This is a genomic window from Pseudoxanthomonas winnipegensis, assembly GCF_004283755.1.
GTDB lineage: Bacteria > Pseudomonadota > Gammaproteobacteria > Xanthomonadales > Xanthomonadaceae > Pseudoxanthomonas_A > Pseudoxanthomonas_A winnipegensis.
Genome location: NZ_SHMH01000001.1, coordinates 359,630 through 380,707, shown reverse-complemented (window position 1 = coordinate 380,707; position 21,078 = coordinate 359,630). Strand labels below are relative to the sequence as shown.

The 21,078-nt window shown below is 70.3% G+C and carries 15 protein-coding genes; 11 read left to right on the top strand and 4 right to left on the bottom strand.

Annotation, left to right across the window (positions count from 1 at the left end):
* The first annotated feature begins 14 nt into the window (after positions 1 to 14).
* The 4 genes from EAT51_RS01725 to glnE all read left to right on the top strand — a co-directional run bounded on the left by EAT51_RS01725 (position 15) and on the right by glnE (position 5,433).
* Complete coding sequence (locus EAT51_RS01725) at positions 15 to 1,214, top strand: D-alanyl-D-alanine carboxypeptidase family protein (RefSeq protein WP_130515634.1); 1,200 nt, start codon at positions 15 to 17, stop codon at positions 1,212 to 1,214.
* Between the two features lie 176 nt (positions 1,215 to 1,390).
* Positions 1,391 to 1,669, top strand: coding sequence for a DUF493 family protein (locus tag EAT51_RS01720; RefSeq protein WP_130515636.1), 279 nt, complete (start codon positions 1,391 to 1,393; stop codon positions 1,667 to 1,669).
* Entirely contained in the window at positions 1,657 to 2,385 is a 729-nt protein-coding gene (gene lipB / locus EAT51_RS01715) for a lipoyl(octanoyl) transferase LipB (protein ID WP_130515638.1), read from the top strand. The genes EAT51_RS01720 and lipB overlap by 13 nt, the downstream gene beginning before the upstream one ends.
* Before the next feature lie 210 nt (positions 2,386 to 2,595).
* On the top strand, positions 2,596 to 5,433 hold the full coding sequence (gene glnE / locus EAT51_RS01710) for a bifunctional [glutamate--ammonia ligase]-adenylyl-L-tyrosine phosphorylase/[glutamate--ammonia-ligase] adenylyltransferase (RefSeq protein ID WP_130561189.1): 2,838 nt from the start codon (positions 2,596 to 2,598) through the stop codon (positions 5,431 to 5,433).
* A gap of 443 nt (positions 5,434 to 5,876) precedes the next feature.
* On the opposite strand, the gene EAT51_RS01705 is transcribed toward glnE, so the two are convergent.
* Positions 5,877 to 6,845, bottom strand: coding sequence for a mitochondrial fission ELM1 family protein (locus EAT51_RS01705; RefSeq protein WP_130515642.1), 969 nt, complete (start codon positions 6,843 to 6,845; stop codon positions 5,877 to 5,879).
* Positions 6,846 to 7,016: 171 nt separating this feature from the next.
* Between EAT51_RS01705 and EAT51_RS01700 the strand changes: the two genes are divergently transcribed.
* On the top strand, positions 7,017 to 7,607 hold the full coding sequence (locus EAT51_RS01700; protein ID WP_130515644.1) for a malonic semialdehyde reductase: 591 nt from the start codon (positions 7,017 to 7,019) through the stop codon (positions 7,605 to 7,607).
* Between the two features lie 80 nt (positions 7,608 to 7,687).
* Positions 7,688 to 8,266 (top strand): YceI family protein, encoded by a 579-nt coding sequence (locus EAT51_RS01695; RefSeq protein ID WP_130515646.1) that lies wholly within the window; start codon positions 7,688 to 7,690, stop codon positions 8,264 to 8,266.
* 726 nt (positions 8,267 to 8,992) lie between these two features.
* Here the strand turns inward: EAT51_RS01695 and EAT51_RS01690 are convergent.
* Positions 8,993 to 9,652 carry an HAD-IA family hydrolase gene (locus tag EAT51_RS01690; RefSeq protein WP_130561188.1) on the bottom strand — a complete coding sequence of 220 codons (660 nt, stop codon included), beginning with the start codon at positions 9,650 to 9,652 and terminating at the stop codon, positions 8,993 to 8,995.
* A gap of 263 nt (positions 9,653 to 9,915) precedes the next feature.
* On the opposite strand from EAT51_RS01690, the gene EAT51_RS01685 reads away from it, so the two are divergent.
* The 5 genes from EAT51_RS01685 to EAT51_RS01665 all read left to right on the top strand — a co-directional run bounded on the left by EAT51_RS01685 (position 9,916) and on the right by EAT51_RS01665 (position 16,660).
* Positions 9,916 to 12,696, top strand: coding sequence for a TonB-dependent receptor plug domain-containing protein (locus EAT51_RS01685; RefSeq protein ID WP_130515649.1), 2,781 nt, complete (start codon positions 9,916 to 9,918; stop codon positions 12,694 to 12,696).
* A gap of 135 nt (positions 12,697 to 12,831) precedes the next feature.
* Positions 12,832 to 14,418: a flavin monoamine oxidase family protein gene (locus EAT51_RS01680; RefSeq protein WP_130516213.1), complete on the top strand. Its 1,587-nt coding sequence runs from the start codon at positions 12,832 to 12,834 to the stop codon at positions 14,416 to 14,418.
* Positions 14,415 to 14,882, top strand: coding sequence for a c-type cytochrome (locus tag EAT51_RS01675; protein ID WP_130515651.1), 468 nt, complete (start codon positions 14,415 to 14,417; stop codon positions 14,880 to 14,882). Before EAT51_RS01680 ends, EAT51_RS01675 begins: the two co-directional genes overlap by 4 nt.
* 37 nt (positions 14,883 to 14,919) lie before the next feature.
* Complete coding sequence (locus EAT51_RS01670) at positions 14,920 to 15,414, top strand: RidA family protein (RefSeq protein WP_205953491.1); 495 nt, start codon at positions 14,920 to 14,922, stop codon at positions 15,412 to 15,414.
* A gap of 22 nt (positions 15,415 to 15,436) precedes the next feature.
* On the top strand, positions 15,437 to 16,660 hold the full coding sequence (locus tag EAT51_RS01665; RefSeq protein ID WP_130515655.1) for a pyridoxal phosphate-dependent aminotransferase: 1,224 nt from the start codon (positions 15,437 to 15,439) through the stop codon (positions 16,658 to 16,660).
* Between the two features lie 48 nt (positions 16,661 to 16,708).
* Here EAT51_RS01665 and EAT51_RS01660 read toward each other — a convergent pair whose 3' ends face one another.
* Together EAT51_RS01660 and hemL are read right to left on the bottom strand one after the other, a co-directional pair.
* Positions 16,709 to 19,462, bottom strand: a complete 2,754-nt coding sequence (locus EAT51_RS01660; RefSeq protein WP_130516215.1) for a winged helix-turn-helix domain-containing protein — start codon at positions 19,460 to 19,462, stop codon at positions 16,709 to 16,711.
* Between the two features lie 181 nt (positions 19,463 to 19,643).
* The gene (gene hemL / locus EAT51_RS01655; RefSeq protein ID WP_130515657.1) at positions 19,644 to 20,936 is read right to left on the bottom strand and encodes a glutamate-1-semialdehyde 2,1-aminomutase; all 1,293 of its coding nucleotides are present in this window, start codon (positions 20,934 to 20,936) and stop codon (positions 19,644 to 19,646) included.
* Between the last annotated feature and the right edge of the window lie 142 nt (positions 20,937 to 21,078).

Here is a 21,078-nt window from a genome sequence, read left to right as displayed (position 1 = left end):
AAGGTAAGTCCTCCATGAAGTTCCGTTTCGCCTTCGCCACCCTGGCGACCGTCGCCTTCGGCGCGGCCATCGCCCAGACGCCGCCGCCCTCCGACGCCGTCACCGCGCCGCCGCCGGACATCAAGATCCCCGATGCGCCGGCGCCGGCCGTGGCCAAGGCCTGGATCGTGATGGACGCGGCCAGCGGCCAGGTGCTGGCGGGCAACAACATCCATGAGCATCTGGCCCCGGCCAGCATGACCAAGGTGATGACCTCCTATGTGCTCGCCGCCGAGCTGAAGGCCGGCAAGATCACCCGCGACGACCAGGTCATGATGAGCGAGCGCGCCTGGCGCGAGGGCGGCGCCGGCACCGACGGCAGCTACAGCGGCTTCCCGGTCAACCAGACCGCGCGTCTGGAGGACATGGAAAAGGGCATGGTGGTGCAGTCGGGCAACGACGCGGCCATCGCCCTGGCCGAGCACACCGCCGGCAGCGCCGAGGCCTTCGTCGAGCTGATGAACGCCTACGCCCAGCGCATCGGCATGAAGGACAGCCACTTCGTCGACGTCCACGGCCTGGCCGCCGACGGCCACTACTCCAGCGCCTACGACATGGCCCTGCTGGGCCGCGCGCTGATCCGCGACTACCCGGACACCTACGCCTACAACAGCATCAAGGAACTGACGGTCAACGGCATCACCCAGCCCAACCGCAACCTGCTGCTGTGGCGCGACCCGAGCGTGGACGGCATCAAGACCGGGCATACCTCGCAGGCCGGCTACTGCATCATGAATTCGGCCAAGCGCGGCGATCAGCGCCTGATCACCGTGATCATGGGCGATGTGTCGGAGAAGCAGCGCGCCGAGGACTCGCTGGCCCTGCTCAACTGGGGCTTCCGCTTCTACGAGACCCACCGCCTGTACGAGCCGGGCAAGGTGCTGGCCACGCAGAAGGTGTGGAAGGGCGACCAGCGCCAGGTGCAGCTGGGCGTCGCCGCGCCGCTGCTGGTGACCGTGCCGCGCGGCCGCTATGAGCAGCTCAAGCCGTCGATGGACGTGCCCAAGCAGCTGGTGGCGCCGATCAAGCAGGGTCAGCAGATCGGCACGGTCAAGGTGAGCCTGGATGGCAAGGTCATCGCCCAGGCGCCGCTGGTGGCGGTCAATGCGGTCGAGGAGGGCGGCTTCTTCCGCCGGCTGTGGGATGCGTTCTGGATGTGGTGGGAATCGGTCTGACCAGACCCGGGGCGCCCGCAAACGCGTGAGCGGGGCGCCTTTGTCTGCGAGTCCCGCGTTCGCGGGCACGACGATGAGACCGCATGTTGGAACCAGGAAGCCGGCGCAAGCCGGCTTCCTCGCGTCTGGGCCGCGGTGGACTTGGGTTTGCGCGGGTCCGACCCGATAATCCGCCGATGGACATCACCTCGGACAATCCCGAACACGGCTTCCAGTTTCCCGGCACCTTCGAGCTCAGCGCCATGGGCCGGGCCGGCATCGAACTGGAGCGCGAACTGCCGCGCCTGCTGGCCGGCGCCGGCGTGGACGTGCTCGAAGAGCGCGTGAGCTGGAAGCACTCGGCCAACGGCAAGTACGTCTCGGTGCGCATCGCCTTCCGCGCCGACTCGCGCGAGCAGTACGACGCGGCCCACCGGGCCCTGCGCGGCCACCCGGAAGTGAAGTGGACGCTCTAGCCGCGGCCTGCCCCTCGCCGCAGGGCGATGCGGCCATCGCCGCGCGCGCGCCGCTGCCGGCCAGCGTGTACGAACTGGGGCGCCAGCCCTACGAACCGGTCTGGCGCGCGATGCAGGCCTTCACCGACGCCCGCGACGAGACCACGCCCGACGCGCTGTGGCTGGTCGAGCACGAACCGGTGTTCACCCTGGGCCAGGCCGGCAAGCCCGAGCACGTGCTGGCGCCGGGCGACATCCCGGTGCTGCACGTGGACCGCGGCGGCCAGGTGACCTACCACGGGCCGGGCCAGATCGTGCTCTACCCGCTGCTGGACCTGAAGCGGCTGAAGATCGGCGTGCGCGACTACGTGTGCCGCATCGAGCAGGCGATCATCGACACCTGCGCCGAATGGAACATCCATGCCGAGCGCAAGGACGGCGCGCCCGGCGTGTACGTGGCCGGCGCCAAGATCGGCGCGCTGGGCATCCGCGTGCGCCGCGGCTGCACCTTCCACGGCCTGAGCTTCAACATCGCCATGGACCTGGAGCCGTTCCACCGCATCAATCCCTGCGGCTACGAGGGCCTGCAGACCGTGGCCCTGTCCGACCTGGGCGGCCCGTCCTCGATGGAGGCGGTGAAGGCGGTGCTGCTGGAGAAGATCGCCGCGCAGTTCGGCCTGGCGCTGACGCGTGCGGACGGCTTGCCGCCTAGCGTGCCCGCGCCGCACGCCGCCTAGCGCGACCCGCCCTGCGGCTCCCACCTGTAGAGCGGAGCTTGTGGCAATCCCTTTTCGGGGGACTCCGCTGCGTTTCGTCCGGATTGTCGGGAAGGCCCCAGCGGAGCAAGCTCCGCTCTACAAGGAGGCGGCGACTCGATCTGAGAGACCGTTGCTCCCACGGGGCATAGCGCGCCATGCGCAACGCAGGCTGATGCACACTTGCCGCCCATGATCGATGTGCAAGCCCATGTCGCCGCGTCCCTGCGCCGCCTGATCGCCGCGGCACCCGAGCTCGAGGCCACGCTGGAACAGCCGCAGACGCGGTCCGCGGTCCAAGCGCTGGCGCTGGTCAGCGACTTCGCCATCGACACGCTGTGCCGGCAGCCGGCGCTGCTGGAGGAACTGCTCGACGATGCGGCCACCGCCTTCGCGCCGCCGGACCTGCGGCAGGCACCGGCCGCGCAGTGGCCGGCGCTGCTGCGCCGCTTCCGCGCCGCCGAATCCACCCGGCTGATCTGGCGCGACGTGGTCGAGGGCGCCGATGTCGACGAGATCCTGGCCGGCAGCACGGCCCTGGCCGAGGCCTGCCTGCATACCGCGCTGGACGCGCTGGAGGAGGAATTCGCCCAGCGCCACGGCGTGGTGCGCGATGCCCAGGGCCAGCCGGTGCGGCTGGTGGTCTTCGGCCTGGGCAAGCTCGGCGGTGGCGAGCTGAACTTCTCCTCCGACATCGACCTGGTCTACGCCTTCGCCGGCGGCGGCGAGTCCGAGCCTGCCTCCGCGCAGGCGGGGAAGCCGCGGACGCTGGCGGCCGAGGAGTACTTCTCCCGCCTGGGGCAGCGGCTGGCCCGGCTGCTGGACGAGACCACCGCCGAGGGCTTCAGCCACCGCGTCGACCTGCGCCTGCGGCCGTACGGCAGCGCCGGGCGGGTGGCGCTGTCGTTCGCGGCGATGGACCGCTACTTCCAGACCGAAGGCCGCGACTGGGAGCGCTACGCCTGGCTCAAGGCGCGCGCGGTGGCCGGCGACATCGCCGCCGGCGAGGCCTGGCTGCATACCCTGCAGCCGTTCGTGTACCGGCGCTACCTGGACTTCACCGCGCTCGATGGCCTGCGCGCGATGAAGGCGATGATCACCGCCGAGGTCGCGCGTCGCGAGCTGGCCGACGACATCAAACGCGGGCCGGGCGGCATCCGCGAGATCGAGTTCCTGGCCCAGGCCCTGCAGCTGGTGCACGGCGGCCGCGATGCGCGCCTGCGCCAGCGCGGCCTGCGCGCGGCGCTGCAGGCGCTGGTGCAGGCGCGCCTGCTCGCGCCGGAGACCGGCGCCGCCCTGCGCGAGGCCTACCGCTTCCTGCGCGTGCTGGAGAACCGCCTGCAGATGCTGCGCGACGCGCAGACCCACGTGCTGCCGGACAACGCGCAGGACGCGCTGCGCATCGCGCGCGGGCTGGGCCATGCGAACGGCGACGCGCTGCGCGCCGCGCTGGCGGCGCAACGCGCGGTGGTGAGCGCGGCCTTCGCGCCGCTGATGGCCGCGCCGGAGGACGCCGAGGACGGCGCGGCGCTGGCGCCGTTCCAGCGCATGCTCGATGGCGCCAATGCGAGCCAGGCGCTGGAGGATGCCGGCTTCGCCGATGCCGCGCAGTCGGCGTCGCGGCTGCAGGATTTCCTCGCCTCGCCGGGCGTGGCGCATCTGTCCGACAGCGCGCGCACCCGGCTGGAGCGCGTGCTGCCGGCCATGCTGCAGGCCGCGGCGGCCTCCGACCTGCCCGATGCAGCCCTGCAGCGCTGCCTGGCGCTGCTGCAGTCGATCCTGCGCCGCACCAGCTATCTGGCGCTGCTGGACGAGGTGCCCAGCGCGCTGGCGCGCCTGGTCGATGTGGTCGCGCGCAGCGCCTGGCTGGCCGAGCGCGTGGCCCAGTACCCGCTGCTGCTGGACGAACTGCTCGACGCGCGCGCCGCCGGTCCCTTGCCAGATCGCGCCGCGATGCAGGCCGCCTGCGCGGCTGCGGGCCAGCACGCCGACCCCGAACAGGCGCTGCGCCGGCTCAACGAGACGCGCCTGGCCTTCAGCTTCCGCATCGCGCTGGCGGCGCTGGACGCACGCCAGCCGCCGCAGGATTCGGCGCGGCAGCTAGCCTGGTTGGCCGATGCGGTGTGCGTGCAGGTGCTGGCGATGGCGCGGGCCGCGGTCGAGGCGGCGCACGGCCGGGTCGCCGGTGGCCAGTTCGGGCTGATCGGCTATGGCAGCCTGGGCGGGCTGGAGATGGGCTTCGGCTCGGACCTGGACCTGGTGTTCCTGTACGACGCGCCGGGCGATGCGGTCTCCGCGCCTGTTTCCGCGCACGCGGGCGGCGCCCGCGCGCTGGAGCCGGGGCGCTACTACGCGCGCGTTGCGCAGAAGGTCGTCGCGCTGCTGGAAACCATGACCGGCGCCGGCCGCCTCTACGCGGTGGACGTGCGCCTGCGCCCGGACGGCGCCAAGGGCCTGCTGGTGACCTCGCGCATCAGCTATGAGGACTACCAGCGCCAGCGCGCCTGGACATGGGAACATCAGGCGCTGGTGCGCGCGCGCCCGGTGGTCGGCGATGCCGCGCTGCTCGAGGCCTTCGAACGCATCCGCGCCGAGACGCTGGGCCGGGCGCGCGAGGCGGAGGCGCTGCATCAGGACGTGGTGCACATGCGCGGCCGCATGCGCGCCGAGCTGGATCGCAGTGCGCCGGGGCGCTTCGACCTGAAGCAGGGTGCCGGCGGCCTGGTGGATCTGGAATTCCTGCTGCAGGCGCGCGTGCTCGAACATGCCGTCGCGCACCCGGCCGTGCTGGCCCCCCGCAACACCCGCGACCTGATCGCCGCGCTGGCCGATGCCGGGCTGCTCGAGGCCGGCGAGCGCGCCGCGCTGCTGGAGGCGCACGCGACCCTGCTCGCCGCCGGGCTGTCGTGCACGCTGGACCGCCGCCCGCGCGTGACCGCGCCGACGCCGGCGCTGGAGCACGCGCGGCAGGCGGTGACGGCGGCCTGTGGGGCCCATGGCTTGGCGTTCGCGCCGGGCAAGGACGTCTGAAAGCCCAAAGATTCGGTCATCCCGCGCATGCGGGAAGGGCTGTTCGGCGGACGCATGTCCGGCTGTCCAGTGCCTGTGCCGTTCCGCGCGAAAGTCCCTGGGTTCCCGCATCCGCGGGAACGACGGTCCGGTCGAGTGCGCGCGCCTCAACTTGCCAGACCTGGCCTGAGCGAAGCGGCCCAGTCGCCGCCGCAGAACGCAGCGGCTGCTGAGCGACGCAGTAAATGTTCGCTTCTCCCGTGGGAGCCGCCATGGCGGCGATGGGGCTTTACCGGTAGAGCCCTATCGTCGCCGTGGCGGCTCCCACCTGTAGAGCGGAGCTCGCTCCGCTGGGGCCTTCCCCACGCACCGAACGAAGCGCAGCAGAGTCCCCCCAAGGGAATCGCCACAAGCTCCGCGCTACGGGCAGGCCGCCGCGAGATTTGAGGAAGCAGTTGCTCGCGTTACTGAGCGCCAGCCTCATCCCACCCCCCCAACCGCTCGCGCACCAGCGCCGCGATCCGCGCGGTCTCGCGCAGCGGGGTGACGGCGAACGGCGCAAGCCCCGCGTCCAGCGCGGCGATGCGCCCGCGCGCCTGCAGGGCGGCGATGAACTGCGCCGGCCGCCCGCGCACGCGCTGCGGCGCATGCACGAACACCGGCGCCGACGTGGCACAGGCCTCGGACAGCATGTTGACCGAGTCGGCGGTGCAGACGATACGGTCGGCAAGGGCGAGCAGGCCAGGGTAGGGGTTGGGCCCGTCCTGCGCGCCGGTCCACACCAGGTGCGGCGTGCCGCCGTAGTGGCGGCGCAGCGCCTCCACCAGCGCTGGCGGCGTGCGCCGCGACACAGTGGCCATCACCGTGCCGCCGTGCGCGCGCAGCGCGGCATCGAGCGCGGCGGTGATCGTGGCGAGGTCCTCCGCTTCCAGCCGCGCGTGCGCGCTGGGCCCGCCGACCAGCAGCGCGGTCCGCGGGCCGGGCAGGGCGCCCAGGGCAGGGAAGTCCGCGCGCGCCTGCGCCAGCCAGGCGTCATCGACCGGATGCAGGCTGCCCAGCAGGGTCAGCACATTGGCCGCGCGCAGGCCGTCGTGCTCCGGCGCGATCACCAAGTCCCAGTGCCGCGGCGCGAGGCGCGGATCCAGGATCTGCACGGCCTGCGCGCCGCGCGCCCGCAGCAGCCGCGTGGCCAGCGCCGCCTGGCGCCCGCAGCCGATCGCCAGCCGCGGTGGCGCCGCCAGCGCCTGCGCGAAGCCCGGCCCGAACGCCTGGTCCGCGCCCGGCAGCCGGCGCGGCGCGAGCGTCTTCCACGGCGCGCGCGGCTGCAGCGTCCAGGCCTGCGCAGTCAGGTGCAGGGCCCGCGCCAGCGCCTCGGCCTGGCGCACGTTGCCGGCATGGCCATTGGTGAGAGTCCAGGTGCGCGCGGGCGTCATGGGCAACGTTCGACGAAACCGACAAAGCTGTCAGGAGGGGATTGGTGTTGCAACCCAAAACAATCCGTTGCGGGTCCCCTTGGTGTCGCCGGGGTGGTCGCACCCTACACTGCGCCCGGTCGTCGCGCTGGTTCGGCGCACATACCCCCTTGCCCTGACGGAGTGGTTCCGATGTCGCAGTCCCTCGATGCCGCCGCGCTGGATCAGCTGTTCCGCAGCGCGCGCACCTACAGCGCCTTCACCGACGAGCCGGTCACCGATCAGACGCTGCACGCGCTCTACGACCTGCTGAAGTGGGGCCCGACCGGCGCCAACAGCACCCCGGCGCGCTTCGTCTTCGTCCGCTCGCCCGAGGCCAAGGCCAGGCTCAAGCCCTCGCTCGCCCCGGGCAACGTGGACAAGACCATGGCCGCGCCGGTGACGGTGATCGTGGCCTACGACCTGGATTTCCACGAGCACCTGCCCAAGCTCTACCCGCATACCGATGCCAAGGCCTGGTTCGACGGCCCGCAGGAGGCCCGCCGCGAGCCGGCCCTGCTCAGCGCCGTGCTGCAGGGCGCCTATCTGATCCTGGCCGCCCGCGCACTGGGCCTGGATGCGGGCCCGATGTCCGGCTTCGACGCGGCCAAGGCCGACGAGGCCTTCTTCGCCGGCACCTCGCTGCGCGCCAGCTTCCTGGTCAACCTGGGCTACGGCGATGCGTCCGCGCTGCATCCGCGCCTGCCCCGGCTGTCCTTCGACGAGGCCGCGCGCATCGTCTGATGCCGCGGCCGGTTTGCGATTCACCCGGCTCCAACGCCACCGCTGTTCCCTTAGCGCCACACCTCCAAGGAGTTCCTCGCATGCGCAAGTTCCTGCTCGCCGCCGCCCTGTCGGCCCTGGTCGCCCCGGCCTTCGCCGCCCCGACCACCTACAAGCTCGACCCGGGCCACACCGATGTGATCGCCACCTGGAACCACTTCGGCTTCTCCAACCCCAGCGCCCACTTCGGCAACGTCGACGGCACGCTGACCTACGACCCGGCCAACGTGGCCGCCTCCAGCGTCCAGGTGACCCTGCCGCTGTCGGGCCTGGAGAGCTTCGTGCCCAAGTTGAACGAGCACCTGGCCGGCTCGGATTTCTTCGACGCCGCCAAGTTCCCCACCGCCACCTTCAAGTCCACCAAGGTCCAGTCGACCGGCAAGGACAAGCTGAAGGTGACCGGCGACCTGACCATCAAGGGCATCACCAAGCCCGTCGTGCTGGACGTGACCCTGAACAAGGCCGGCGAGCACGCGATGAAGAAGGTGCAGTCGATCGGCTTCGACGCCACCGCCACGGTCAAGCGTTCGGACTTCGGCGTCGGCGCCTACGCGCCGATGGTCAGCGACGAGGTCAAGCTGCACATCACCACCGAGGCCGACGCGGCCAAGGCCAAGTAAGCCCGCACGGCCGACTCGGCCGCGTCTTGCGCAAGCACGGAAGCCGCTGGGGATGTCCCGGCGGCTTTTTCTTTTGGGGTGCTTCGCGCGGTGCGAGGTCGCTGATCCCACTTCGCCGACCAGCCTCGACCCGGCCGGGGGCGACGCCTCGTCTCGATCCGCCATTCTTGGCGGACTCGCCGCTGCGGGCCATCTCTGGCCCGCTCTCCGCGCTCTGCGAGCGTAAAGATCAGGACTTCTTCCAACTCGAAGGCATCAAGCAGCGCTCTGCCCCCTCCCTTTCGCCGCAGGCGAAGGGGAGGGCTGGGGTGGGGTGCTGTTGCTTTTGCTTCTGTGGCTTACTCGGGAAAGCCCCGACCCCTCCCCCTCAGTCGCTAGCCGCGACTTCGAGCTCCCCTGCGCTTCGCGCAAGGGAGGGGGCTCAAGCCAAAGCCTTCTGACTTCAAGCGCGGCACCGCTCGCCGAACCGCTGCCCTTCCGAAGTGAGCAACACCCCAGCGTGAGCCCCGGCCCCGTGGTCGTTTGATCAATGGCGAAAGGTTTCGCCGGGAAAGCCACCATCGCCGCCATGGCGGCTCCCACATGTAGAGCGGAGCTTGCTCCGCTGGGGCCTTCCCCACGAACCGAACGAGAGCAGCGGAGCAAGCCCGCTCTACAGGCAGGCCGCTGCGAGATTTGAGGAGACAGTTGCTCCCACAGGGAGCGAACCGCTTCGGAGGAGCTCTTTCAGGCGCCGGTTTCCAGACCGTAGAGCGCCAGCGCACGCCGCAGGGTGGCGGCGCTCGAGAAGCCCAACGCGTCCAGTCCCGCTGCGCGGGCGCCGTTGACGTTCTCGTCGCGGTCGTCGATGAACAGCGTCTCGGCCGGCGCCGCGTCCAGCAGCGCGAGCGCACGCAGGTAGGCCTCCGGCGAAGGCTTGGCGATGCCGACATCGCCCGCGCCCACGACCCGGTCGGCGAACAACGGGAACAGCGGCGGACAGATGCGCCCCAGGTGCAGCGTCAGGAACGGCCCGTTGTTGGTGAAGATCGCTACCGCCGCCTGCCGCGACACCGCCCCGGCCAGCGCCACCATCGCCGGATCGGCCGGCGTGGCCAGCGCACGCGCGGCGATGCAGTCCTCCAGCGTCAGCCGCGCTCCCAGGCGGCGCGAGAGCTCGTCGGCATAGTCCACCGGCCGCCACAGACCGACGTCCGACTCGTGTTCCAGCCCCGAGTCGAACAGCGCCGCCTGCACCGCGCCCGGCGTGGTGCCGCTGCGGCGCGCCAGCTCGCACAGGCGCAGGCGGCGGTCGTAGCGCGCCAGCACGTCGTCCAGATCGAACAGCACCAGCCTGGGCTGGCGGAACGGGCGTGGCCGGGAGCGGGGTTGGGGAGTGGACAACATGAACAGGCCGATCGGAGCGAGCTGCCGAGCATAGCCGCCTCCGGGCGGGTGGGCCGAGGTTGTCCCAATTCCTGTCCCAGCCTACCCACCAAGGCGCCACTCACCCGTCACGGGAGATGGCCGGGGTGACAGCTGAGGTTAGCTTCGTGTCAACGCAGGGCGTCGCCTTCCCGCACGCCGCACGGTCAAGGGGGCCGTTGCGCCGCCCTGCGCCCCACCCCCCACCTCGCTTTACCTATTCCGCCTTGCAAGGAGTACAGGTCATGCGCAGTCGCTTCACCCGCCATTCCCTCGCCGTCGCCGTCGCGGCTTCCCTCGCCCCCTCCCGTGCAAGCCTGCGTGGCCTGTCCTCGGCCATGCTGCTCGGCCTGGCGGTCCAGGCGGCCAGCGCCGCCGACCTGCCCGCGGCGCCCGCCGCCGACGAGACGCCGGCCGAGCCCCAGGCCAAGACCCTGGACGCCGTCAGCGTCATCTCCACCGGTACGCGCAAGGCCAACATGGCCGTGACCGACAGCCCGGCGCCGATCCAGTTGGTCAGCGCCGAAGCGCTGTCCAAGACCGCCGCGCCGGACCTGATGAACGCCATCGCCAACCAGGTGCCCTCGTACAACGCCTCCCAGGTCGGCGGTGACATGGCCAGCCAGACCCTGACCGCCTCCATGCGCGGCCTGACCGCCAACCACACCCTGGTGCTGGTCAACGGCAAGCGCCGCCACGTCACCTCCAACTTCGGCGTGGCCGGCAGCGGCGAGATGGCCACCGACCTGTCCTTCATCCCGCAGTCCGCGATCGACCATGTCGAAGTGCTGACCGACGGCGCCGCGGCGCTGTACGGCTCGGACGCCATCGCCGGCGTGATCAACATCATCCTGAAGAAGAACTCCTCCGGCGGCGAGTTCAACGCCGGCTATGCCGGCTACTCCGATGGCGGTGGCGGCACCGATTCGTGGGGCGGCAACATCGGCCTGGGCGGCGACAACGGCTTCGTCAGCATCAGCGTCGAGGCCGAGAACCGCGAGTCGGTCTACCGCTTCTCCAACCCCAGCTACGCCAACTGCCTGCTCAACCAGGACGCGTGCCGCGCCTACGCCACCGCCAACGGTCGCTCGGACCTGCTCAGCCGCCTGGCCAACGACCAGGGCGCGCTGCTCAACAAGCGCTTCCCCGGCCTCAACGCCTGGCTGAACCCGCCCGAGATTCACCGCAAGATCGCCATGTTCAACGCCGGCTACGACTTCGGCGACGGCCTGGAGTTCTACGCCTTCGGCAGCTACGGCAAGAAGACCGCCCAGTCCGAGGAGAACTATCGCCGTCCCTCGCAGGACGGTGGTTACACCGATCCGACCACCGGTGAGGTCAAGCACAAGTACGCCTACGGCTTCAATCCGTCCGAGCGCTCGGAGGAGAAGGACTACGACATCACCGCAGGCCTGAAGGGCGATTTCGCCGACGGCTGGATGTGGGACATCTCGACCGAGTACGGCCGCAACGAGATGGACGTCTACACCGTCAACTCGATGAACTTCTCGCTGTGGCAGGCCACCGGCAGCTCGCCGGAGAACTTCTACGACGGCACCTTCTACAGCACCCAGTGGGATACCAACGCCAGCGTCACCAAGGACTTCGACATCGGCCTGAGCGGCGGCCCGCTGACCCTGAACGCCGGCCTGAACTACCGCCGCGACGGCTACGGCATCGAAGCCGGCGAGCCGGCCTCCTACTACGGCGCCGGCGCCTCGTCCTTCCCGGGCTACAACCCGCTCTCGGCCGGCGACTACTCGCGCCATAGCGAGGCGGTGTTCGCCGACGTGATCCTGTACCCGGTCGATGCCTGGCTGGTGGACATCGCCGGCCGCTACGAGAAGTACAGCGACTTCGGCAGCAAGGCGATCGGCAAGTTCACCACCCGCTACGACTTCTCCGACACCTTCGCCATCCGCGGTACGGCCAGCACCGGCTTCCGCGCGCCGAACATGGGTGAGAACTACTACACCGCCATCCAGGTCAGCCCGACCGGCGCGACCGCCACGCTGGCCGGCGCCTCGGTCGGCAACGGCCTGAAGCCGGAGACCAGCACGAACTTCTCGCTGGGCCTGGTGTTCTCGCCGCTGCCCAACCTGACCTCGACCCTGGACGCCTACCAGATCAAGATCTCCGACCGCACCTACATGGGCTCCTTCGCCTATTCGCAGGCGCAGTCGGCGGCCACCCGCACCGGCCGCACCACGGGCCGCTGGAACGCCGACCTGCCCGATCCGGCCGACACCGACGGCGACGGCGTTCCGGACGACAACTACAACCAGATCCTGGGCAACGCCCTGGTCGCCGGCGGCTTCATCAGCAACGCCAACGACCCGTCCGCGCCGGGCGGCAGCTTCGACCAGACCGCGCGCGCCAACATCAACCTGAGCTTCCTCAGCAACGTGCTGGACACCAAGACCACCGGCGTGGACTGGGTGACCAACTACACCAGCGACATGTCCTGGGGCTCGATCGACTGGCTGCTGGCGGCCAACTACAACAAGACCGAGGTGACCCGGGCCGGCCGCGTGCCGGGCTTCGAGACCATCCCGCTGTTCACCGAAGCCAACATCTACGACATCGAGCACGCCAGCCCGAAGTTCCGCGTCAACCTGGCGGCGACCTTCAACTGGCAGAAGTTCACCCTCACCCTGCGCGAGTCGATCTATGGCCCGCAGACCCAGGTCAACAGCCTGGCCGGCTATGAGAGCCTGGCCGACCAGCTGGACGTGATCACCCTGGGCAGCGGCGAGTACTACAAGCTCAAGCTCGGCACGATGGCCACCACCGGCTTCGACCTGAGCTTCAAACCCACCGACAGCTGGACCCTGAGCGTGGGCGGCGATAACGTGTTCAACAAGTACCCCGACAAGATCCCGTCGGCGGTGTGGAACTACGACGTGGCCAACTACCAGAACGGCAACAACGAGTACATCGCCAGCAGCAACTACGCCGGCTTCAGCGGCAGCCCGATCGGTTACTTCGGCGCGCGCTACTACGCCAAGCTCACCTACCGCTTCTGATCCAAACCCGCCGGTGCGCGCTTGGTGCGCGCATCGGCGGTGCCTTGCGCGGGTGCGTTTCCGCGTTCTCCCGAAACAGGCCGCTTCGGCGGCCACGCAGACGAGTCAGACATGCAAGACAGTGTTCGTAACGGCATGACCCGTCGCCAGCTTCTGGGCCGCATCGGCCTGGCCGCCGGCGGCACGATGATGTACCAGGCGATGACCAGCCTGGGGTTCGCCGCCGATTCGGGCTACGCAGGCCCGGTCAAGCTGCAGGGCAATCCCAAGGGCGCCACCGTGCTGATCCTGGGCGCGGGCCTGGCCGGCATGAGCGCAGCCTACGAGCTGCGCAAGGCCGGCTACAAGGTCAAGATCCTCGAGTACAACGCCCGTCCCGGCGGTCGCAACTGGACCCTGCGCGGCGGCGACACCTATACCGAGCTGGGCGGCGAAACGCAGCACTGCGGCTTCGATCCCGGCCTGTACATCAATCCCGGTCCGTGGCGCATCCCGCACCACCACCGCGCGATGCTGGCCTACTGCAAGCAGTTCGGCGTGGCGCTGGAGTCCTTCGTCCAGGTCAACTACAACGCCTACCTGCACAACACCAACGCCTTCGGAGGCAAGCCGCAGCGCTTCCGCGAGATCGATGCGGACTACCAGGGCAATGTCTCCGAGCTGCTGGCCAAGATCACCCGCCAGGGCGCGCTGGACAAGCTGGTCACCAAGGAGGACCAGGAGCTGCTGCTCGAATCGCTGCGCAGCTGGGGCGCGCTGGACAAGAACTTCGCCTACACCACCAGCGACATCAGCAGCATGCGCCGCGGCTTCGCCAAGTACCCCGGCGGCGGCGTGTCGGGCAAGCCGGAGTTCTCCAAGCCGATGTCGCTGCAGGACGTGCTTGGCTCGCACCTGTGGAATCAGCTGGCGGCCGGCAAGAACATCGAGATGCAGACCGCCATGTTCCAGCCGGTCGGCGGCATGGACATGGTCGGAAAGGCCTTCGCCCGCGAGCTGGGCCCGGGCGTGATCCAGTACAACGCCAAGGTCGTGGACATCGACCAGGACGACCACGGCGTCAGCGTGACCTACGAGGACACCGGCGCGCCGGGCAACAAGCAGGTCGCCAAGGCAGACTGGTGCATCTGCACCATTCCCTTCTCGGTGCTCAGCCGCATCCCGGTCAAGGTCGGCCCGGCCATGACCGAGGCGATCACCAATCTGCCCTACGCCTCCTCGGTCAAGGTGGGCCTGCAGTTCAAGCGCCGCTTCTGGGAAGAGGACGACAACATTTACGGCGGCATCAGCTACACCAACCTGCCGATCACCAACATCAGCTATCCCAGCACCGGCTTCCACGCCGCGGGCAAGGGCGTGCTGCTGGGCGCCTACATCTGGGGCCTGGATGCCTACGACTTCACCTCGCACAGCCCGGCCGAGCGCGTGCGCCGCGCGGTGGCCTTCGGTAGCCAGATCCATCCGCAGTACCCGGCCGAGTTCGACAACGGTGTGTCGGTGGCCTGGCATCGCGTGCCCAGCAACCACGGCTGTTTCGGCCAGTGGGACGAAGCCCTGCGCGCCAAGCACTACGCCGCGGCCACGCAGATCGACGGCCGCATCGCCATGGCCGGCGAACACATCTCCTACATCCCGGCCTGGCAGGAGGGCGCGGTGCTGTCCGCGCACGATGTCATCGGCCGCCTGCACGCCAAGGTCATGGCGACCGGAGGCCGGGCATGAGCCGCCGCACGTGGTACCGCTTCGGCGGCGCGCTGACGCTGGCCGCTTCCGCGCTGGCGCTGCCGGCGCTGTGGGCACCGGGCGCGCAGGCGCAGACCTCGGACGCCACCGGCCTGCTGCAGACGCGCGATTTCTCGCACGCCGACGGCGCCCAGGTGTACGCCACCATCTGCGCCGGCTGCCATATGCCGGCCGGGCAGGGCGCGCGCGGCGCGGGCGAATACCCCGCGCTGGCGGGCAACCCCAAGCTGGGCGCGGCGCCGTACGTGGAAATGATGGTGTTGAACGGCCATGGCGCCATGCCGGGCTTCGGTCCTATGCTCAGCGACGGGCAGATCGCGCAGGTCACCACTTACGTGCGCACCCATTTCGGCAACCAGTACGACGATGCGGTGAGCGAGGCCGACGTCAAGGCGCTGCGCGCCTCGCTGGCGAGCACCGCCACGCCCGAGCAAGACGACTGACATCCTTTCCATGAAGATCCCAGGAGCCACCATGACCCTGTCCCGCCGCCTGTCCCTGTTCCTGCTGGCCGCGCCGCTGGCGCTGTCGGCCCACGCCGCCGACGTCAAGCGCTACGCCATCCCCGGCAGCGACTTCCCGATCGCCTCGGCCGTGGAGATCCCGGCCGGCAAGACCACCATCTACCTCAGCGGCAAGGTGCCGGCCGTGGCCGACCCGGCCGCGCCCAAGGACTCGATGGAGGCCTTCGGCGACACCAAGACCCAGACCATCAGCGTGCTCACCCAGATCAAGCAGCAGCTCGAAGGCATGGGGCTGGGCATGAAGGACGTGGTCAAGATGCAGGCCTTCCTGGTCGGCGGCCCTGAGAACGGCGGCAAGATGGATTTCAAGGGCTTCATGGAGGGCTATACCCAGTTCTTCGGCAAGGAGGCCAAGCAGATGAACCTGCCGGCGCGCTCGGCCTTTCAGATCGCCGCCCTGGGCAATCCGGGCATGCGCATCGAAATCGAAGTCGTCGCCGTCCGTCCCTGATCCCGATCGAGGAATCGTTCCCATGAAGCAGCCGCTCTCCCGTCGTGGTTTCCTGCGTGGTTCCGCCCTGGCCGCCGGTGCGGGCGTCGGCGCACCCCTGCTGTCCCTGTCCGGCCTGGCCCTGGCCCAGAACCAGTCGCGCAAGCGCCTGAAGGTCGACCCGGCGGCCTCGGCCGCCGCGGGCCTGGCGCCGGTCTACATCAACGCCAACGAGAACCCCTACGGCCCCAGCCCGGCGGCCCTGAAGGCCATCGACGGCATCGCCCCGCAGGGCGGTCGCTACCTGGGCGATCTGCAGACCGAGCTGGTCGGCGAACTGGCCAGCCAGCTCGGCCTCAAGCCGGAAAACATCGTGCCCTACGCCGGCTCGACCCCGCCGCTGCAGTACACGGTGATGGCCTTCACCTCGCCGAGCGCGGCGCTGGTCACCGCCGACCCCACCTTCGAGCAGGCCTGGCGGGTGGCCGACGCGATCAAGGCGCCGGTGCACAAGCTGCCGCTGCGCAAGGACTACAGCCACGACGTGCAGGCCATGTGCGCCGCCGACGCCAGCGCCGGCATGCTCTACATCTGCAATCCCAACAATCCCACCGGCTCGCTGACCACGCGCAAGGACATCGAGTACGCCCTGGCCAACAAGCCCAAGGGCAGCATCCTGGTGCTGGACGAGGCCTACATCCATCTCTCGCCCAACGCGGTCAGCGGCGTGGACCTGGTGGCCAAGGGCGAAGACGTGGTGGTGCTGCGCACCTTCTCCAAGCTCTACGGCATGGCCGGCATCCGCCTGGGCTATGCGGCCGCCCGCCCGGACCTGTTGGCCAAGCTGACCTACTACGGCTTCAACTCGCTGCCGGTGACCGCCGCCGCGGCCGGCCTGGCCAGCCTGCGCGATCCGCAGCTGGTCCCGCAGCGGCGCAACGCCAACACCGTGTTGCGCGATGAGGTCACTACCTGGCTGACCGCGCAGGGCTATCCCTGCACGACGTCGGAAAGCAACTGCTTCATGGTCGACGTCAAGCGCCCGGCGCCGGAGTTCATGAAGGCCATGGCGACCTACGGCGTCTTCGTCGGTCGCGCCTGGGCGGTGTGGCCGACCTGGTCGCGCATCACCGTGGGCACGCCGGTGGAAATGGCGCGCTTCAAGGACGCCTTCGCCAAGGTCATGGCCGGGCAGATGGGTCCGCTGGACGTCAAGACCGCGATGCTCAGCGACGAACGCCGCGACGGCAGCCTGACCCTGGTCTGATCTCTGCGTTGAAGCAAGGGCCGGCGCGCAATGCGCCGGCCCTTTGCGTTACTCCGGGCTGCTGGCCGCGCCGATCAGCCCGCGCTGCAGGGCGTTGCCCAGCGCGGCTTCGCGTGTACCGGCTTCCAGCTTGCGGTAGAGATTCTTCAGGTGGAACTTGACCGTGTTCTCCGACAGCGACAGGCGTCGGGCGATCTGCTTGTTGGACAGGCCGCTGGCCAGCTCCTGCAGGACTTCCAGTTCGCGCTCGCTGAAGAGTTGCACCGCCAGCGCATCCTCGCAGGACAGCTTGTCCAGCAGGGTCTGGATGGTCAGGGCGCGGGTGGTGCCGGCCACGGCGTCGGGATCGTGCTGCCGCGCCACGCGTAGCAGCGCCTTGACCGGCAGACCCGGTTCCAGTGCGACCTGCCAGGCACGCGTGGCGGCGATGCGGTCCAGCGCGGCCGACAGTGCCGGCAGGGCCTGCTGCAGTTCGCCGCGCTGCTGGCGCACCAAGGCCATGCGCACGCGCACGCGGTCCAGGTGGTGGGCGTCGTCGCGTTCGCGGGCATCGTTCTCCAGCGCCTGCAGCAGCGCCAGGGCGCGGCCGCTGCGGCCGGCTTCGGCATGCCAGCGCGCCAGCGCCAGGCCCAGCGCCTGCGACTGGCGCCAGGTGTGGGCATTGGCCAGCGCGTGCTGCAGGGCCATTTCGCCGCCGCTGCGGGCCAGGGCGGCATCCAGTGCGTGGTCGGCGGGCAGGTCCAGCTGCACGTCCACCCGCCAGGCGGCGGAGAGGTCGGCCAGACGCGTCAGGTGACGACGCGCCGCCAGTGCATCGAGGCGATCGAGCAGCGCGCAGGCGGTACGGCCGCTGCGGTCGCGCTGGCGCGCCAGTGCCAGTGCGGTGCCGAAACCGGCGACGTAGACATCGACCCAGCCGTCGCCCGCTTCCAGCACCTCGAGCGCGCCGTCAAGCTGGTCGGCGGCCTCGTCGTGGCGCCCGCGTTCGAGCAGCAGCTGGGCGATCAGGCAGCGGCAGGCCGCCACCAGCACCGCATCGCTGCCCTGGTGCGATTGCGCCAGCTGCATGGCGCGCGCGTACACGGCTTCGGCCTGATCCAGCGCGCCGCGGTAGAAGTAGCTCTGGCCCAAGTGCGTCAGCGCGTAGCCCACCGCGATCTGGGTGCGGTCCTGTTCGAAGGCCAGCGCGCCCTCGCGCGCCAACTGCTCGGCCTGGGCGAACTGGCCGCGTCCCAGCGCGGTGGTCGCGCAGATGCACAGCAGGGTGCCGCGGCCAAGGTGGTCTTCCTGGTCCAGCGCCTGCGCCTGCGCGGCCAGCTGCGCCACGCCGCGCGGCTGCGAGCAGATCTGATCCATCAGGTCGCGCAGCAGCGCCACGACCACGGTGTAGTCGCGCTCCAGCGGCGCACGCACCTCGTCGGGGAAGCTACGGAACCGCTCGAGCAGGGTCTGGGCATGGCCGAATTCGCCCACGCGCAGGTGCAGATAGGCCTGGGTGAGATTGAGCGCCGGCGTATCGCGCACCGTGCGCGGATCGAACTGGCGCAGCAGTGCGCGCGTGGCGGCGATGCCCTGGGAGAGCAGCAGCTGCCAAGTGCCGGCGCGCGCGATGCAGTCGGCGGCCAGGGCTACATCGTGGGCGCCCAGCGCATGGCGCACCGCTTCGGCCAGCTGCCCGTGCGCGGCGCACCACAGCGCGGCGCGGCGGTGCAAGGTCTGGCCCAGCGCCGGCGATCGCCGCTCCAGCTGCAGATGCAGGAACTCGGCGAACAGCGGGTGATAACGGAACCACGCGTGGTCGTCGTCCAGCGGGACCAGCAGGCCGTGGAAGTGGCCCAGCCGGTCCAGCAGCCGGCCGCTGTCCTGGCGCTGGCGCACCGCATCGGCCAGGGGCGCGTTGAAGCGCGCCAGGCCCGAGGTCTCCAGCAGGAAGTCCCGCAGCTCCTCGTCCAGATCGCTGACCACCTGTTCGGCCAGATAGGCCGCCAGTCCGGCCGAGCGGCCGCTGAAACGCGCGATGTCATCGCCGCGGGTCTGGCCGCAGGCGAGCCAGGCGGCAGCCAGGCGCACGGCCACCGGCCAGCCTTCGGTCTTGCCGCGCAGACGCTTGGCATCCTCGTCGCTGGCCTGCGTGCCGAGCAGGGCGCGGGTCTCGCCGCCGTTCATGGCCAGCTGCGCGGCATCGATCCGCTGCAGGGCGCCGCGCACCGACAGCCGCGCCAGCGGCAGCGCGGGCGCGCGCCGGGTCGCCAGCAGCACATGCAGATGCGGGCCGCCGTGTTCGACCAGCAGGGTGATCAGTTCGTCGTTGCGCGGGCAGGCGGCGCGGTCGTAATCGTCCAGCACCAGCACCAGCGGGCGCTGCGTGCAGCGGATGGCGCGCAGCAGCGCGGTGCGCAGCGCGGCCAGGTCCAGTTCGCGCCAGTGCAGCCCGCCCAGCGGCGTGGCGCCGGCCTCGCCAGCGGTGACGCCCAGCGCCAGACCCAAATAGGCCAGCAGGCGGCCGGGCTCGGCATCGTCCTCGTCCAGGGACAGCCAGGCCGCATCGACGGTGCCGCGCTCGAGCAGATGCGCATGCCACTGCGCCAGCAGCGTGGTCTTGCCGAACCCCGGCGGCGCCAGCAGCAGGGTCAGCGGCACGCCGATACCGGCGTCCAGGTGCGTCAGCAGACGGTCACGGCGCACGGCGTCCAGATGCAGGCGAGGCGGCTCGAGCTTGTCCGGCAGCACCCAGTCCCCGGTGGAGCCGGGCTCACGGGCAGCGGGTGGACGGCGTCCGACCAGAGCAACGGGTTTGGCGATGGGCACGACGAGTCTCCGCAGCGGCGGCCTCGTCCAAGGCCATCCCGCGTGGTGTGGCAGCCCGGCGGTTCAGACCCGGCTGCGCGTGGGCCCCCGCCCATGCCCATCCACTGGACATCCTGTTCCAGACATTAAAGTTTCGTGAGGCGCTTGCCAAGCGCCGGGCGTCGGCTGCGCCGGTTCAGTGTGCGGAGATCGCCCTGAAGGCGCCGCGCGCCGCCTCCAGTGTGGCCTGGATGACAGAATCGTCATGCGCGCTGGAGACGAAGCCGGCCTCGTAGGCCGAGGGCGCCAGGAATACCCCGCGCTCGAGCATCGCCTGGAAGAAGCGGTTGAACGCGCCGATGTCGCAGGCCGTGGCCTGGGCATAGGTGTCCACCTGGGCATCGGTGAAGAACAGGCCGAACATCGCCCCGACCTGGTTGGTGGTCACCGCCACGCCGGCCTCGTGCGCGGCCGCGCGCAGGCCTTCGCACAGGCGCGCGGTGGCGGCGCTCAGCCGCTCGTGGAAGCCGGGCGCCTGGATCAGCTCCAGCATCGCCAGGCCGGCGGCCATGGCCACCGGATTGCCGGAGAGCGTGCCGGCCTGGTAGATCGGCCCGGCCGGCGCGATCTGCTGCATCAGGTCGGCGCGGCCGCCGTAGGCGCCCACCGGCATGCCGCCGCCGATGATCTTGCCGAAGGTGGTCAGGTCCGGGGTGATGCCGTACAGCGCCTGCGCGCCGCCCAGGGCGACGCGGAAGCCGGTCATCACCTCGTCGAAGATCAGCAGCGCGCCGTGGCGGGTGCACAGCGCGCGCAGGTGCTGCAGATAGCCCGGGCGCGGCGGGATGCAGTTGGCGTTGCCCACCACCGGCTCGATGATCACCGCAGCGATCTCCCCCCCGCAGGCATCGAACAGCGCGCTGGCCTCGTCGAAGTCGTTGTAGCTCAGCGTGCTGGTGAGCTCGCTCAGCGCGGCCGGCACGCCCGGCGAGGTCGGTACGCCCAGGGTCAGCATGCCGCTTCCGGCCTTGACCAGGAACGAGTCGCCGTGGCCGTGGTAGTTGCCCTCGAACTTGACGATGCGGCTGCGCCCGGTGGCGCCGCGTGCCAGGCGGATCGCCGACAGGGTGGCCTCGGTCCCGGAATTGACCATGCGCACCATCTCGCAGGCCGGCACCAGGCGGGTGATCGTCTCGGCCATGGTCACCTCGGCCGGGCAGGGCGCGCCGAAGGACAGGCCGTCGGCGATCGCCCGGGCCACCGCCTCGCGCACGTGCGGATGGTTGTGGCCGACGATCATCGGACCCCACGAGCCGACGTAATCGATGTAGCGGTTGCCGTCGACGTCGTACAGGTAGGCGCCGTCGGCGCGCTGGACGAAGAACGGCTCGCCGCCGACCGACTTGAACGCCCGCACCGGCGAGTTCACGCCCCCGGGGATCAGCTGCCGGGCGCGGGCGAAGAGGGCGTGGGAGCGGTCGTGGTTCATCGAGGCAAGTCCTGGCAGGGCGGGGGTCGTTTCATCTGAAAGCGATGCAACGCAGCGCCCTATTGTCGTGGCAGCGCCCTGCCGGGGCCAACCCGACCTGAACTACCCGGGCGGGTGGGCCCTACCCGCCGCTGATGGGGCG